General features: G+C 69.3%; 17 protein-coding genes and 3 pseudogenes. 13 read left to right on the top strand and 7 right to left on the bottom strand.

Going from position 1 to position 14525, the window contains the following annotated elements; translation table 11 throughout:
• Positions 1-5: 5 nt before the first annotated feature.
• Positions 6-1130, bottom strand: a complete 1125-nt coding sequence (locus ACFE6Z_RS12425) for a histidinol-phosphate transaminase (protein ID WP_375386001.1) — start codon at positions 1128-1130, stop codon at positions 6-8.
• Positions 1131-1209: 79 nt separating this feature from the next.
• Between ACFE6Z_RS12425 and ACFE6Z_RS12420 the strand changes: the two genes are divergently transcribed.
• Genes ACFE6Z_RS12420 through ACFE6Z_RS12410 form a run of 3 tightly spaced genes read left to right on the top strand, consistent with a single transcriptional unit; the run spans position 1210 to position 2204 of the window.
• Positions 1210-1416: a ribbon-helix-helix protein, CopG family gene (locus ACFE6Z_RS12420; protein ID WP_375386000.1), complete on the top strand. Its 207-nt coding sequence runs from the start codon at positions 1210-1212 to the stop codon at positions 1414-1416.
• Position 1417: 1 nt separating this feature from the next.
• The gene (locus ACFE6Z_RS12415; protein ID WP_375385999.1) at positions 1418-1804 is read left to right on the top strand and encodes a type II toxin-antitoxin system death-on-curing family toxin; all 387 of its coding nucleotides are present in this window, start codon (positions 1418-1420) and stop codon (positions 1802-1804) included.
• Between the two features lie 7 nt (positions 1805-1811).
• Entirely contained in the window at positions 1812-2204 is a 393-nt protein-coding gene (locus ACFE6Z_RS12410) for a phage holin family protein (RefSeq protein WP_375385998.1), read from the top strand.
• Here ACFE6Z_RS12410 and ACFE6Z_RS12405 read toward each other — a convergent pair.
• Together ACFE6Z_RS12405 and ACFE6Z_RS12400 are read right to left on the bottom strand one after the other, a co-directional pair.
• On the bottom strand, positions 2176-3534 hold the full coding sequence (locus tag ACFE6Z_RS12405; RefSeq protein WP_375385997.1) for a hypothetical protein: 1359 nt from the start codon (positions 3532-3534) through the stop codon (positions 2176-2178). The genes ACFE6Z_RS12410 and ACFE6Z_RS12405 overlap by 29 nt on opposite strands.
• Complete coding sequence (locus ACFE6Z_RS12400; protein WP_375385996.1) at positions 3531-3824, bottom strand: hypothetical protein; 294 nt, start codon at positions 3822-3824, stop codon at positions 3531-3533. Before ACFE6Z_RS12400 ends, ACFE6Z_RS12405 begins: the two co-directional genes overlap by 4 nt.
• Positions 3825-3986: 162 nt before the next feature.
• Between ACFE6Z_RS12400 and ACFE6Z_RS12395 the strand changes: the two genes are divergently transcribed.
• Together ACFE6Z_RS12395 and purB are read left to right on the top strand one after the other, a co-directional pair.
• The gene (locus ACFE6Z_RS12395; protein ID WP_375385995.1) at positions 3987-4493 is read left to right on the top strand and encodes a low molecular weight protein-tyrosine-phosphatase; all 507 of its coding nucleotides are present in this window, start codon (positions 3987-3989) and stop codon (positions 4491-4493) included.
• A gap of 42 nt (positions 4494-4535) precedes the next feature.
• Complete coding sequence (gene purB, locus ACFE6Z_RS12390; protein WP_375385994.1) at positions 4536-5915, top strand: adenylosuccinate lyase; 1380 nt, start codon at positions 4536-4538, stop codon at positions 5913-5915.
• 61 nt (positions 5916-5976) lie between these two features.
• Here purB and ACFE6Z_RS12385 read toward each other — a convergent pair whose 3' ends face one another.
• Positions 5977-6309: an amino acid transporter gene (locus ACFE6Z_RS12385; RefSeq protein WP_375385993.1), complete on the bottom strand. Its 333-nt coding sequence runs from the start codon at positions 6307-6309 to the stop codon at positions 5977-5979.
• Entirely contained in the window at positions 6306-6998 is a 693-nt protein-coding gene (locus ACFE6Z_RS12380) for an acyl-CoA synthetase (RefSeq protein WP_375385992.1), read from the bottom strand. Before ACFE6Z_RS12380 ends, ACFE6Z_RS12385 begins: the two co-directional genes overlap by 4 nt.
• Before the next feature lie 179 nt (positions 6999-7177).
• Here ACFE6Z_RS12380 and ACFE6Z_RS12375 point away from each other — a divergent pair, with 179 nt between their 5' ends.
• Complete coding sequence (locus ACFE6Z_RS12375) at positions 7178-7912, top strand: sulfurtransferase (protein WP_375385991.1); 735 nt, start codon at positions 7178-7180, stop codon at positions 7910-7912.
• Here ACFE6Z_RS12375 and ACFE6Z_RS12370 read toward each other — a convergent pair.
• Positions 7884-8111: a hypothetical protein gene (locus ACFE6Z_RS12370; protein ID WP_375385990.1), complete on the bottom strand. Its 228-nt coding sequence runs from the start codon at positions 8109-8111 to the stop codon at positions 7884-7886. The genes ACFE6Z_RS12375 and ACFE6Z_RS12370 overlap by 29 nt on opposite strands.
• Complete coding sequence (locus ACFE6Z_RS12365; protein WP_375385989.1) at positions 8105-9586, bottom strand: SDR family NAD(P)-dependent oxidoreductase; 1482 nt, start codon at positions 9584-9586, stop codon at positions 8105-8107. Before ACFE6Z_RS12365 ends, ACFE6Z_RS12370 begins: the two co-directional genes overlap by 7 nt.
• An 84-nt stretch (positions 9587-9670) precedes the next feature.
• Here ACFE6Z_RS12365 and ACFE6Z_RS12360 point away from each other — a divergent pair, with 84 nt between their 5' ends.
• The 7 genes and pseudogenes from ACFE6Z_RS12360 (at position 9671) to ACFE6Z_RS12330 (ending at position 14511) form a co-directional block, all read left to right on the top strand.
• Positions 9671-9829 (top strand): hypothetical protein, encoded by a 159-nt coding sequence (locus ACFE6Z_RS12360; protein WP_375385988.1) that lies wholly within the window; start codon positions 9671-9673, stop codon positions 9827-9829.
• Positions 9830-9848: 19 nt separating this feature from the next.
• The gene (locus tag ACFE6Z_RS12355; protein ID WP_375385987.1) at positions 9849-10922 is read left to right on the top strand and encodes a DNA polymerase IV; all 1074 of its coding nucleotides are present in this window, start codon (positions 9849-9851) and stop codon (positions 10920-10922) included.
• A gap of 42 nt (positions 10923-10964) precedes the next feature.
• Positions 10965-11414: pseudogene (locus ACFE6Z_RS12350) on the top strand (NAD(P)-binding domain-containing protein); the annotation flags it as partial.
• The gene (locus ACFE6Z_RS12345; RefSeq protein ID WP_375386065.1) at positions 11388-11855 is read left to right on the top strand and encodes an NAD-binding protein; all 468 of its coding nucleotides are present in this window, start codon (positions 11388-11390) and stop codon (positions 11853-11855) included. The pseudogene ACFE6Z_RS12350 and the gene ACFE6Z_RS12345, both read left to right, overlap by 27 nt.
• A 70-nt stretch (positions 11856-11925) precedes the next feature.
• Positions 11926-12566, top strand: a pseudogene (locus tag ACFE6Z_RS12340) (dihydrofolate reductase family protein).
• Between the two features lie 8 nt (positions 12567-12574).
• Positions 12575-13249 (top strand): annotated as a pseudogene (locus ACFE6Z_RS12335) (cyclodeaminase/cyclohydrolase family protein).
• 71 nt (positions 13250-13320) lie between these two features.
• Positions 13321-14511, top strand: a complete 1191-nt coding sequence (locus ACFE6Z_RS12330; RefSeq protein WP_375385986.1) for a CE1758 family FMN-dependent luciferase-like monooxygenase — start codon at positions 13321-13323, stop codon at positions 14509-14511.
• The last annotated feature ends 14 nt before the right edge of the window (positions 14512-14525 follow it).

The raw sequence follows: 14525 nt of genomic DNA, 5'->3' as shown, positions 1-14525 counted from the left end.
CCACGCTACCCTCGCCCCGCATGACCTTCTGGGAGAGTCCGGACAACGGATGCCGCGATCCGTAGGATCTTCTCCACAGACTCATGCTCGCCCACGGATATACGCAGGCCGTCGCCGGCGAACGGCCGGACGATGAGCCCGTCGGCCTCGAACAGCTCGGCGGCGGCCGCCGTCTCGGCTCCCGTCGCGAGCCAGACGAAGTTGCCTTGCGCATCGGGCACGCGCCAGCCGACCTCGCGAAGCCCCTCGGCGAGCCGATCGCGACGCCCTGCGATCACGCGCACACGCTCGAGCAGCTCCGACTCGGCGGAGAGGCTCGCGAGCGCCGCCTCTTCGGCCTGCGCCGTCACGGACAGCGGGATGCTGGTGGTGCGCGCAGCATCGAGGATCCGGGGGTGCCCGATCGCATATCCGATCCGCAGCCCCGCGAGTCCGAACGCCTTGGAGAAGGTGCGGAGCGCGACCACGTTGTCGTGACCGGAGGTGCCGAGCACCCGCATCCCGTCGACGGCGTCGCTCGCCGTGACGAATTCGGCGTACGCCTCGTCGAGGATCACGAGGATGTCGCGGGGGACCGCCGCGAGGAACTCCTCGAACTCGGCGTGGGTCACGATGGGTCCGGTCGGGTTGTTCGGGGTGCAGACGATGATCACACGCGTGCGCTCGGTGACCGCCGCGGCCATCGCGGGCAGGTCGTGGCGGGCGTCGGCATCAAGGGGCACCTCTACGGGAACCGCGCCGGCGATCAGCACAAGCCCCGGGTAGGCCTCGAACGACCGCCAGGCGTAGATCACCTCGTCGCCGGGACCGGCCGCGGCGAGGATGAGCTGCGCGAGGATCGAGACGCTTCCGGCACCGATGTGGACCTCGTCGGGCGAGACGCCGAATCGCGCACTCAGACGCTGGCGCAGGCGGCCGGCCGTGGCATCCGGGTACCGATTGAGTGCGATCGCACCCTGCAGCGCGACCAGCACGCTCGGCAGCGGATCGAAGGGGTTCTCGTTGCTCGACAGCTTGTAGGCATCGCCGGTGGCCTGCTTGCCCTGCCGATAGGGCGGCAGAGCGGCGATCTCGGGGCGGATGCGGACGGGGGCGTCGGCACGGGAGGAACGATCGGGCGACTCGGTCACCCGCCCGAGTCTACGAGCGGCGGGGCTCCGACGCGGCTTCCACGTTGATACCGAAGTGGTACCTCGATACCATTGTGGTATGGCTATGACCCTTCGCATTCCCGCTGAACTCGATGCGCGGCTCGACGCCCTCGCCGCTGAGCGACGGACGTCGAAGCATGCCCTCATCATCGAGGCCACCGACAGGTTCGTCTCCAGCCAGTCCAAGACCGCTCGCGTGCTTTCGGCGATCGATGAAGTGGGTGATCGCTACTCGGACGCTTTGACGAGGCTCGAGGACGCCTGACATGGGGGAGACGATCGAATACATCGAGCCGGAACAGGCCCACGCGGTCATCGCACGACTCGGCTTCCACGTGCGAGACGACGGCTTGCTCCAGTCCGCGCTGGCGCGGGCATCGGCCAGCATGTTCGGGCAAGACGCCTACGCGACGCTCGAGCTGAAAGCGGCGGCGGTGTTCTCGTCGCTCGCACAGAATCACGCCCTCTTCGACGGCAACAAGCGCCTCTCGCTCTACCTGACCTTCGCCTTCCTGCGGATCAACGGATACCGAGTCACCTTCACGAACGACGAAGCCTTCGATCTCGTGCTGGACGTCGCCCAGAGCAAGGCCGAACTCCAGGCGATCGCCCGAGCGATCCGTGATCATCTCGGCCCCCGCGTGGCAGACTGACCTCACTATGGGCTTCCTCATCCGCGTCGTCGTCAACGCATTCGCGATCTGGGTCGTGACCCTGATCCCCGCCCTCCAGGTCTCGGTCATCGCCTTCCCCCCGGGCGAGACGCTGCAACTGGTGCTGACCCTGCTGATCGTCGCGGCCATCTTCGCGCTTGTGAACACGATCATCGGCACGGTGATCAAGATCCTGGCGTTCCCGCTCTACGTGCTCACGCTGGGGCTGATCTCGCTCATCATCAACGCGTTCCTGCTGTGGCTCACGGCGTGGATCACGGGCTTCTGGAACTGGGGCCTGCGCGTCGAGGACTTCTGGTGGGGCGTTCTGGCCGCGATCATCATCTCGATCATCAACTGGATCTTCGGCCTCATCCTTCGCCCCCGCCGGAAGCGCTGAACCCGGTCGCGACTCGTGTCGCGGAGTATTCGACGACGTCGACGGATGCCGCGGCCCCCAGCTGATCGAACAGCTCGCGCACCGGTGCCATCCGTGGATCGGCCGAGGCATCCAGCATCCTCGCCGTCTCGGTGTAGCCCGCGATCCCGTGGGCCGGAAGGGTCACGTCGTGCGGGCCCAGGGCAGGATCGGCGAGCCGCTCGGCGACGAAGCTGCCGGGACCGCCGACGCCCTGAGGGTTGCCGCCGCCCTCGAGGAACGCGACCGGGTCGTCGGTGTGGCGCAGCGAGACGCTGAGCGTTTCCGCACCGACGTCGGCCTCGACCGGCGAGCCGAACGACACGAGGGTGCTCGTGTCGTAGCCGCCCTCGAGCGCGAGGTGCGCGGTGATCATCGCGCCCTGCGAGTGCCCGAATGCGTGCACGACATCGCCCGGCTCAGCCCCGGCCCGTTGCAGGGCCTTCACTGTGGCTTCGTACGACGCCGACTCCTTGCCGGTGTACAGCTCGACGTTCGAGGTCATGTCGAACGGGTCGCGAGAGCCCGCGGCGATCGCCTGCGTGCCGGCCACGTAGACAGCGAACTGCCGCGAGCCGTCGGCCATCGTGTAGCGCTCGACCCGCACGCGGGCCGAGCTCGAGCCGCCGGGAATGCGTGCGGCGACCTCGGCGAGACTCGCGGGGGCGGCGGCGGGCGCAGGAGGGGCGAGCGCAGTCACTCGCGCATGGGTGGATGCCGGCGTCAGGCGTGCACCGGAGGGGATCGTGCCCGCCCCGGCCGCCGCGACGCCCAGCCCGAGCGCGAGGGTGGCCGCCGGCATGAACGGCGCCCCGCCGGCCAGCGCGTGCACCGGCCACGCGCCGATGCCCTGCACGGCGAGGTCGATCGGCCACGCCACGCGCCAACCCCCTTCGCGCATCGTCGCGAGCGCTCCCGCCCACGGGTACGCACCGCTCAGCGCGCTGATCCGGGCCGAGATCTCGGCCTGCCGGGCGGCGCCGGCCGATCCGTCGAAACCGGCGGTCGTGCGCAGCTCCACGATCTCGTACACCGCCGCGGCGAACCGCAGCCGCTCGGCGAGCGATCGCGCGGCGGCGGATGCCGCATCCGTCCGATTCGCGAGCGCGCTCGCGGTGTACCCGCTGTCGGGGACGAAGCCCGAGGAGGCGACGGGGGCGATGCCACCGAGCAGCATGACGACCGACCGCACCAGGTCTTCGATCCGGGCGAGGTCGCCGCCGGCCCGCTCATACCTCTCGGCGGCGGCGCGCAGCGACTCGGGGTCGACGGCGACCAGCCCGCCGCTGCGGATGTCGAGGTCGTCGCTCATACGCCCGCCCACCATGCGGCGAGGAGCGCCTGGCTACGTGCCGCGCCCACTTCGTCCTCCAGCAGACGCGCGGTGTCGCGGAGCCCGTCGAGGTCTGCCTGCCAGGCTTCGGCCCGGCGATGGAAGTGCCGCGCCGACGCGGTCTGCCAATCCGTCGCGTTCAGCAGGTCGGCGGACGCGGCCCGCGCGGCATCCAGACGATCGACGATGTCCGAGATGGTGCGACCCGCCAGCTCGAGGGTGCTCACGGCGTGGGCGACCTCGGGCGGATAGCGCGGCTGCACGGACATGTCAGCCAGCGTCGCGGATCGAGGAGAGCGGCGAGCGTGCCGGAGGGCAGGTTGCGCAGAACACGTCGCGTGACGGCGCTGGGGAGGGGTGCTCGAGGGGGGCGACAGCGCGGCCTCGAAGGCGCGTACACCGCATCCGGCACGCGGCACCAGAATGGAAGCATGACTGCGAGCGCCGACGAGCCGTTTCGCGTCGTCTTCGTCTGTACGGGCAACATCTGCCGCTCGCCCATGGCCGATGTCGTCTTCCGTTCGTTCGCCGGTGCCGCCGGCCTGCGCGATCGCGTCGCCTCGACCAGCGCGGGCACCGGCGACTGGCACGTCGGGGAGCGAGCCGATCAGCGCACACTTGAGGCCCTCGAGCGGCGCGGCTACGACGGCAGCCGGCACCGCGCACGGCAGTTCACCCACACCGACTTCGCCCAGAGCGACCTCGTGGTGGCGCTCGACCGCAGCCACGAGCGGATCCTGCACGGATGGGCGCGGGGCGAAGGCGATGCCGACAAGATCGCGCTGCTGATGTCGTTCGATCCGGCCGCGACCACCCTCGATGTGCCCGACCCGTACTATGCCGGCCCCGGAATGTTCGACGATGTGCTCGGTATGATCGAGAGTGCGAGCCGGTCGCTCTTCCGGCAGCTCGAACCCGCGATCCGCTCGACGACCTGACCTGCCGGTCAGCCGGCGCTGCAGGTCCACGACGGGAGCCTCGTGCCCACTCTTTCCCCCCAGCCCCTCAGCCCCCTGGACGGGCGCTATCGCGCCGCCGTCGCAGACCTCGGCGACTACCTCTCCGAGGCGGGACTGAACCGCGCGCGCGTCGAGGTCGAGGTCGAGTGGCTCATCGCGCTGACCGACCGCTCACTGTTCGGCACGAGCCCGCTCGCCGATACCGACAAAGAGCGCCTGCGCGCGGTATACCGCGACTTCGGCCAGCCCGAGATCGACTGGCTCGCCGAGAAGGAAGCGGTCACCCGCCACGACGTCAAGGCCGTCGAGTACCTCGTGCGCGACCGGCTGTCGGCACTGGGTCTCGACGCGATCGCCGAGCTGACGCATTTCGCCGCGACCAGCGAAGACATCAACTCCGCCTCCTACGCCCTCACGGTGCAGCGCGCGGTGACGCGCGTGTGGCTGCCTCGACTCCGCACGGTGATCGACACGCTGCGCGCGATCGCGGTGCAGCACCGGGATGCCGCGATGCTCGCCCGCACGCACGGACAGCCCGCAACCCCCACCACCATGGGCAAAGAGATCGCGGTGTTCGCGCATCGCCTGGAGCGTGTCGCGGCGCAGGTCGAAGCATCCGAATACCTGGCGAAGTTCTCCGGCGCCACCGGAACCTGGTCTGCCCATCTCGCCGCCGAGCCCGACGTCGACTGGCCCGAGCTGACCGGCTCGTTCATCGCGGGTCTGGGGATCGGATTCAACCCGGTCACGACGCAGATCGAGTCGCACGACTGGCAGGTCGAGCTGTACGACCGGGTGCGGCATGCCGGCGGCATCCTGCACAATCTCGCGACCGACGTGTGGACCTACATCTCGCTCGGGTACTTCTCGCAGATCCCCGTCGAAGGTGCCACCGGGTCATCGACGATGCCGCACAAGATCAACCCGATCCGGTTCGAGAACGCCGAGGCCAACCTCGAGATCTCGGGGTCGCTCCTCACCTCGCTGGCCCAGACCCTCGTCACTTCGCGCCTGCAGCGAGACCTCACCGACTCGACCACACAGCGCAACATCGGTGTCGCCCTCGGCCACTCGCTGCTCGCGCTCGACAATCTGCAGCGCGGACTCGGCGAGATCTCTCTCGCGCAGCAGGTGCTGAATGCTGATCTCGAGGCCAACTGGGAGGTGCTGGCCGAGGCGATCCAGACCGTTGTGCGCGCCGAGATCGCGGCGGGGCGCTCGTCGATCTCCGACCCCTACGCGCTGCTGAAAGACCTCACGCGCGGCCGCCGGGTCGGTGGCGCCGAGCTCGCGGAGTTCGTCTCGGGACTCGACATCGGGGATGCGGCCAAGCAGCGTCTGCTCGCGCTTACGCCGGCCGGCTATGTCGGCCTCGCGTCGCAGGTCGTCGACTTCCGCTGACTCTGCCCGGCCCCTGCGGCGGTGATCGAGTAGGCGCGCCAGCGCCGCACCGCGACCCGCGTCAGGGTCGAGGGTCGGGATCACCGGATGCCGCAGCATCCGGTTCATCGTCCTCATCGTCGTACAGCACCGGGCGATCGATCGTCTTTTGGACCTGCACCGGATCGATCACCAGCAGCAGCAGGGCGACGCCCACGAGCACGACGATGAACGTGACGCCGAGCACGATCAGGGCGACCACGAGCGCGCGTTCGGACTGACCGGGCTGACGCTGCTGGAAGAAGCCCATCGAGATCAGGGTCACGACGGCGGCGAACAGCGCGGCGCCGAAAGCCAGCCCCAGCAGCTGCACGGGCTTCATCAGGTCGCGCCTGGTCGGCTTGTCGTCGGTCACGCGGCGCCTCCCGTCGTGTCATCGGTCGGCGCTGCGACAGCCGCGTGCCGTCGGGGCGAGAATCCGGCGATCGCGAGGTAGACCGCGACGACCGCCGCGTATCCGCCGAATACTCCGACCGCGATCACGATGCCGGTGAGGGTGAAGGTCTGTCCCGCGGCTTCGATGTGATAGTTCAGGGCGTACTGCGCCGGGACCAGCAGGAGGCCTGCGGCGAGCACGAGGGTGATGATCCCGATCGTGAGGGAGTCACGGGCCTCGCCGCGGCTCGGAGTGGACGCATCGGTCTGCGCCACAGCATCCGTGCCCGGGTCGCGCCGCAGCGCGTGCAGCGTGCGGGCGCCGACGATCGTCTCAACCAGCCCGCTCGCGATCGCCCACGCGATCACCACGGCGAAGAACATGAGCGTCGAGCGCAGCGAGGTGACACCGGCGACCATGCCTGCGGCGACCCCGATGATCCCGAGGAGCATTGCGGGCCAGCGGGCGCCGGTGGGATGCACGAGCCATGCGGCCAGCAGGAACACGAGGCCGGTCGCGATCGCGAACCCGCTGAAGACGGCCAGCCCGAGGTTTCCGGAGTGGTCGGGCGAGAACGTGATCATGATCGCCGCGATCGCCGCGAAAGCGGCGCGCGCGAGCTGCACATGCCGCACCTCGAAGGTGCGGGGCGCGGAAGCTGACGACACGTGTGTTCCTGTAGAAGAAAGGGGGATCGACCCAGTCTAAGTCGTCGTATGCGACGGCCTCGCGCCGAGACGTCGTCGATCGCGCAACTTCGGAGAACTGCGCGGTTTCGGGCGCGCAGTCGCTCTCGCACCCGAAGAACCGCAGGCCTCCGAATATCCGACAGGTAGACTCCCGCGCGATGGATCGCGTGCTCAACGTCTCGGCCTACCTGTTCACCCCGCTGGATGACCGGGCCGCTCTGCGCGCCGCGCTGAAGGCCGATGCCGAGGCGCGGGGCCTCAAGGGCACCATCCTGCTGGCCGAGGAGGGGATCAACCTCGTCCTCGCCGGCGACGCCGACGGCGTGCGCGGCTTCATCGCGCGCCTTCGGACCGATCCGCGATTCGCCGCGCTCGCGACGAAAGAGAGCTGGTCTGCCGAGCAGCCATTTGGGCGCATGCTCGTCAAGCTCAAGCGCGAGATCATCCGGATGGACCACCCGAGCATCCACCCCGCCGCCGGGCGCGCGCCCTCCGTCGACGCGCGGACGCTGCGCCGCTGGCTCGACGACGGCCACGACGACGATGGCCGCGAGGTCGTCATGCTCGACACCCGCAACGCATTCGAGGTCGAGTACGGCACGTTCGAGAACGCGATCGACTGGAAGATCACGCGGTTCACGCAGTTCCCGGATGCTGCGGCCACCCACGCCGCCGACCTCGAGGGCAAGACGGTGGTGAGCTTCTGCACCGGCGGCATCCGGTGCGAGAAGGCGGCCATCCATCTGCGGGATGCCGGTCACCCGAACGTGCTGCAGCTGGACGGGGGCATCCTCACCTATTTCGACGAGGTCGGCGGCGCGCACTTCGACGGCGACTGCTTCGTGTTCGACGAGCGCGAAGCCCTCACGCCGGCGCTGACGGCCCGCGTCTGAGCCGAGGCTCCGGCGGTGGGGGCACCTCTTTCGCGGCGACCACGTCGGCGACGGCGATCGTCTCGATACCCCGGACCCCGTCGACGACGAGGGTGACGGCGTCGGCTTGCAGCAGCATCCCGAGCGCATCCGTCGCCTGCCCGGTCGGCAGCAGGTAGCGCACGACCACCCGCATGCCGGGCTGCAGGCCCGTCACCATGCGCCGGGCGCGTAGTCCTTGAGGAAGACGCCGAAGAGGTCTTCGCCGGCTTCGCCGCGCACGATCGGGTCGTACACGCGGGCAGCGCCGTCGACGAGGTCGAGCGGGGCGTGGAAGCCCTCTTCGGCGAGCCGCACCTTGGTCGGGTGCGGGCGCTCGTCGGTGATCCAGCCCGTATCGACGCTCGTCATCAGGATGCGGTCGCTCTCGAACATCTCGCGCGCACTGGTGCGGGTGAGCATGTTGACAGCGGCCTTGGCCATGTTGGTGTGGGGATGCCCCGGACCCTTGTACCCGCGACCGAAGACGCCCTCCATCGCACTGACGTTCACGATGTAGGTGCGGCGCGCGGGGCTCGCCGCGAGCGAGGAGCGCAGCTTCGAGATCAGGAGGAAGGGCGCCGTGGTGTTGGCCAGCTGCACCTCGAGCATCTCGAGCGGATCGACTTCTTCCACGCGCTGGGTCCACGAGTTGACGTCGTGGAGGTCTGGCAGAAGACCGCCCGCGTCGATCGCGGTGCCCGCGGCCAGGCGCTCGAGCGAACTCGAGCCGGGCGCCATCGCCTGCTCGGTGAGCTCGTCGGCGCGGGCGGCCGCGGCGGCGAGCACGGGGTGCGCGGCGACGGAGCGCTCGAGGGCCTGCGGATGCTGGTCGTTGGTGTGGCCGAACGTGACGAGCGCGGGCAGCGGCCCGTCGGGCAGAGGTGCGAGCTCGGCGTCGACAAGCGGCTGGTACGCCCCCGGCGAGCGCCGCACGGTCTGGGTGGCGTTGTTGATGAGGATGTCGAGGGGCCCTGCGGCCGCGACGTCTTCGGCGAGCCCGATCACCTGGGCCGGATCGCGCAGGTCGATGCCGACGACCTTGAGCCGGGCGATCCACTCGGACGAGTCGGGCAGGCTCGTGAAGCGGCGCACCGCGTCGCGCGGGAACCGGGTGGTGATCGTCGTGTGTGCGCCGTCGCGCAGCAGCCGCAGGGCGATGTACATGCCGATCTTCGCGCGGCCGCCGGTCAGCAGCGCGCGTCTGCCGGTGAGGTCGGTGCGGGCATCGCGCTTGGCATGGCTCATCGCCGCGCAGTCGGGGCAGAGCTGGTGATAGAAGGCATCGACCACCGTGTAGGGCTGTTTGCAGATGTAGCACCCGCGGGCCTTGAGGAGGACTCCGGCCGTCGGCGCGGTGGTCGCGGTGGTGATCGGGATGCCGCGAGTCTCGTCATCGATTCGGTCGGGCGCACCGGTGGCCGTGGCGGCGACGACTGCCCGATCGGCGTCGTTGACGGCATCCCGCGCGACCCTGCGGCGCTCGCGCTTGACGGCCTTGAACATCTTGGCGGTCGCCCGGCGGACCGCGACGAAGTCGGGGTGGGAGTCGTCGACCGTGACCAGGCGCTCGAGCACATCGAGCGCGACCGCCAGCTCGGCGGGATCGATGCCGCTGGGGGCGAGGTCGTCGGTGGGCACAGCATCAGAGGGCACAGGGAATTCTATCGGCGCACGCCTGGACGAGGCCCGAAAGGTCAAGTGGGTGCGGGTGTCGGGCGTGCGGCGTAGCGTGCGGCTATGACAGATCACGGCAAGCCCGACGAGCACGACGACGAGCGCCCCGCAGGCGACCATCCGACCGGTGGCGATGAGACCACCGAAGAGCAGCTGACCGCTGACAACGCGGTCGAGGAAGACACGCTGAAGGCCCTCGATCCCGACGCGCCCTCCGCCTGAGCTCGGCGTCAGCCTGCGCATGTCTCCTCGTCCGTGGGTGCTGCACGTCGACATGGACCAGTTCATCGCGGCCGTCGAGGTGCTGCGACACCCCGAGCTCGTCGGCAAGCCGGTGATCGTGGGCGGTCGGGGCGACCCCACAGAGCGGGCCGTCGTGTCGACCGCGTCGTACGAGGCCCGGCAGTTCGGGGTGGGTTCGGGCATGCCGTTGCGGATCGCGGCGCGCAAAGCCCCCGACGCCATCATCCTTCCAGTGGATGCTCCGGCCTACCTGGCTGCGTCCGAAGAGGTGATGTCGACGCTGCGTGACCAGCCCGGTGCCGTGGTGCAGGTTCTCGGCTGGGATGAGGCGTTCGTCGGGGTGAGCACCGATGACCCCGAGGCGTATGCGCGGCGCGCGCAGGCGGCGGTGATGGAGAAGACGGCGCTGCACTGCAGCGTCGGTATCGGCGACACTCTCGTGCGCGCCAAGGTGGCGACCGGGTTCGGCAAGCCGCGCGGCGTCTTCCGGCTGACGGCCGAGAACTGGCTCGAGGTCATGGGCCACAAGCCGACGATCGAGCTCTGGGGCGTGGGCAGCAAGATCTCGCGCCGCCTCGAGGGGCTCGGCATCCGCACCGTCGCAGAGCTCGCGGCGGCGGATGATGCCGCGCTCATCCCTGAGTTCGGTCCGCGGATGGGACCGTGGTTCGCGCAGCTCGGACGCGGCGAGGGTGCGAGCGTCGTGGACGACACGCCGTGGGTGCCGCGGGGCCACGCGCGGGAGACGACCTACCAGGTCGACCTCGTCACACCGGCCGAGATCGATGCTGCGATCCGCGATCTGCTCACGCGTGTGCTCGACGACGTCGCGGCTGAGGGGCGACCGGCGATCGGGCTGACGCTCAAGGTGCGGTACGTGCCGTTCTTCACCAAGACCTTCACGAAGAAGATCGACACGACCTTCGATCGCGAGGAGGTGCTCGACAAGCTCGGCGAGCTCGTGGCCAAGATCGAACCCGATCGCGCGATCCGCCTGCTCGGTGTCCGCGTCGAGATGGCTATGCCCGACGGCGCCCGGCAAGGCCACACTCCGACGCGCGGCGGCTGGTAGCCGGAACGAGGAGAAGCGGATGCCGCGCGCGGCGCTTCGCGGGATACTGCGGGTATGAGACTTGGAGTGATCGGCCTCGGAGCGATGGGCATTCCCATCGCGATCGCGCTGGCTGAGTCGCATCGGGTCGGCGTCTTCGATATCGACCCAGACTGCGTGGTAGCCGCGGGAGACACCGTCTCGCCCTCGGCATCGATCGCCGAACTGGTGAGCGGGTCGGATCTCGTGGTCACCGTGCTGCCCGGCCCGCACGAGACCGAAAACGTCGTCGTCGAGGCGGCCGAGCACTTCGCCGCGGGGGCGTGCTGGGTCGACCTCGGCACGGGTGATCCACGGGCGACCCGGCGCCTGGCCGACCTGGTGCGCGAGCGGGGCGTGAGCGCTGTGGCCGCTCCGATGGCGGGAGGCCCGTCCGCCGCCCACGCGCGCACACTGCACTTCACGGTCGCCGGCGATGCTTCCGCAGTGGAGGGGCTCGGGCCCGTGCTCGACGCGCTCGCCGCTCCAGGCGGCGTCGAGGTGATCGGCACCGACCCCGCCGATGCGCAGACGGTCAAGCTGCTGTCCAACCTGCTCTGGTTCGGACAGGTCATCGCGGTGACGGAGGCCCTGCTGCTGGGGCGGGCGATGGGCCTGGAACCTGCGACGCTCCGGGCGCTGCTGGCGACGAGAGCCGGGTCGAGCGTGGTGCTGGAGCGCGACTACGAAGCGGTGCTGCGCGGCGACTACATGGCGTCGTTCAGCCTGGATCGTGTCATCGAACAGCTGGCGACAGCATCCGCTCTGGCGACCGAGCTGCACGTGCCGTTCGAACTGTCGACGCTGGTGGAGAAAACTCATCGCGCGGCCCGCGAGGCGTTCGGCCCGATCGCGGGAGAACTGCTCGCGGCGCGCCTCCTCGAGGAGCGCGACGGGCGCGCGCTGCGCGCGTGATCGCCCGGGCGATGTTCAATGGGCTCGTGCGGTGTTCAATGGGCAGCAGCCACACTTCGAGGAGAACACCATGACCCGAGTCCGCGTCGATCTCAACATCTCGCTCGACGGCTTCGCGACCACGACCGACCAGACGCCGGAGAACCCGTTCGGGCAAGACTGGGGTCGCCTCACGGCGGCGTATGTCGGCACCCGCACGTTCCGCGAGCGCGTGCTGCACGACACGAGCGGAGCCGGCACTACGGGCGTGGATGACGACTACGCCCAGCGGTACTTCGAGGCGGTCGGCGCCGAGATCATGGGGGCTGGGATGTTCGGGTTGCACGACCACCCCGACGACCCCGACTGGAAGGGGTGGTGGGAAGACGAGCCGCCGTTCCGGGTTCCGGTCTTCATCCTCACCCACACGCCTCGATCGAAATGAAGGGCGGCACCGTCTTCCACTTCCTCGAGGCGTCACCCGAAGAGGCGCTCGCACGCGCTGTCGCCGTGGCCGATGGCGGGGATGTCCGCATCGGCGGCGGCCCGACGACGGTGCGTGACTTCCTGCGCGCCGGGCTCGTGGATGATCTCCACGTCGCCATCGCCCCCATTCTGCTCGGCCAGGGCATCCGCCTCTGGGACGATCTGCGCGGGCTCGAGTCGGGCTACGACGTGACGACCGAAGCTGCGCCGAGCGGCATCACTCACCTGACCTTCCGTCGCGGCTGAGCCGCAGCATGCCTTCCGATCCCGTGTCTGACGCGCCGACGACCTCCACGCACGACTCGACGGTCGACGACTGGACCCGGGCGCTGTCGGAGGCTTCGGGTTCTCCCGGCGGAGGCGCGGGTGCTGGCGTCATGCTGGCGATCGCCGCATCGCTGACGTCGATGGCCGCGCGGTACACGCGCCCGAAGGAGGGTCACGAGCAGCGGCTACGGGATGTGATCGAGCGATCCGCCGCGCTCCGCGAGGACGCGCTGCGCAGCGCCGATGAGGATGCGTCCGCGTCGCGCGCATTCGGAGCGGCCTTTCGCCTGGATGAGGGTCAGGCGCGCGATGATGCCATCGCCGCGGCATCGATCGAGGCCGCACGAACCTCCGCCTAGTTGGGCCATCTGGCCGTCGCCGCCGTTGACGATCTCGCGTGGCTCACCGACCACGGCAACCCGGCACTCATCGCCGACGTGGTCGTGGCTTTCGGGGCGCTGCGCGCCGCGCTCTCCGGCGCCCGCGTGAACGTGGGATTCGACCTGGCGAATCTGCAGAGCGCAGGGATGTCGCTCGACGAGATCAGGATGCAGCAGCCGCTCCTGTGGGCGTCGACCACCGACTTCGATCGTGCGATTGACCGCATCGACGGATGCGTGAGCGCTGCCCGCAGAGCAGGGGCGCTCCGCGATTCGCCCTGATCGATGAAAAAGTGGCCGGGAATACTTGCGCGCGCATGTATGTTGTGGATGTCATCAGGAAGGTGGCACTCATGCAATTCGGAATCTTTTCGGTCAGCGACATCACCCGCGACCCGGTGACGGGGCACACACCCAGCGAGGCGGAGCGCATCGACGCGATGATCGCGATCGCCAAGCGCGCTGACGAGGTGGGTCTCGACGTCTTCGCCATCGGCGAGCATCACAACCCCCCGTTCTTCTCGTCGTCGCCCACGACCGTGCTCGCGCACATCGCGGCGGTGACCCAGCAGATCCTCTTGAGCACGTCGACGACTCTCATCACGACGAATGACCCGGTGCGCATCGCCGAGGACTACGCCATGCTGCAGCATCTGGCGAAAGGCCGGATGGACCTGATGCTCGGCCGCGGCAACACCGGACCGGTGTACCCGTGGTTCGGCAAAGACATCCGCGACGGGGTGGCTCTCGCGCTCGAGAACTACAACCTGCTGCACCGCCTCTGGCGCGAGGACGTCGTCGACTGGGAGGGCCAGCACCGCACGCCCCTGCAGGGATTCACCTCGACGCCTCGCCCGCTCGATGGTGTCGCGCCCTTCGTGTGGCACGGGGCGATCCGCACGCCCGAGATCGCCGAACAGGCCGCGTTCTATGGCAACGGCTACTTCGCGAACAACATCCTCGCCCCGAATCTGCACTTCAAGCCGCTCGTCGACTTCTACCGCCAGCGCTTCGAGCACTACGGCCACGGCACCCGCGAGCAGGCGATCGTGGGCCTGGGCGGTCACACCTTCATCGGCGCGACCTCTCAGGGCGCTCGCGAACGCTACCGCCCGTACTTCGAGGGCTTCGCGATCTACGGCCAGTCGTATCCGCTCGAGGAGTACATCCGCGACACGCCCTCGAGCGTGGGCAGCGTGCAAGAGGTCATCGACAAGACCCTGACCTTCCAAGAAGGATTCGGCGACTATCAGCGTCAGCTCTGGAACCTCGACAGCACGGGCCTCCCGCTCGAGATGGCCCTGGAGCAGATCGAGTTGCTCGGCACAGAAGTGGTGCCGGTGCTGCGCAAAGAGATGGCCTCACGCCGGTCGCCGAACGCGGCCGAGGCGCCGACACACGCAGCGCTCGTGAAGGCCCAGTACGGGGATGCTGAGCCACGTCAGGCTCGTCCGCGCGCCAACCGCGGCGACAACCTCACCGTGGCGGCACCGTACGAAGACACCGTGCTCGTCGGCGCCGGCGACACCCGACCGCGATTCTGACACCGGGAAGCATC

The sequence above is a fragment of the uncultured Microbacterium sp. genome (assembly GCF_964244775.1).
Taxonomy (GTDB): domain Bacteria; phylum Actinomycetota; class Actinomycetes; order Actinomycetales; family Microbacteriaceae; genus Microbacterium.
Note: the sequence above shows the minus strand (reverse complement) of the source record. Positions and strands in the feature narration are given on the sequence as shown.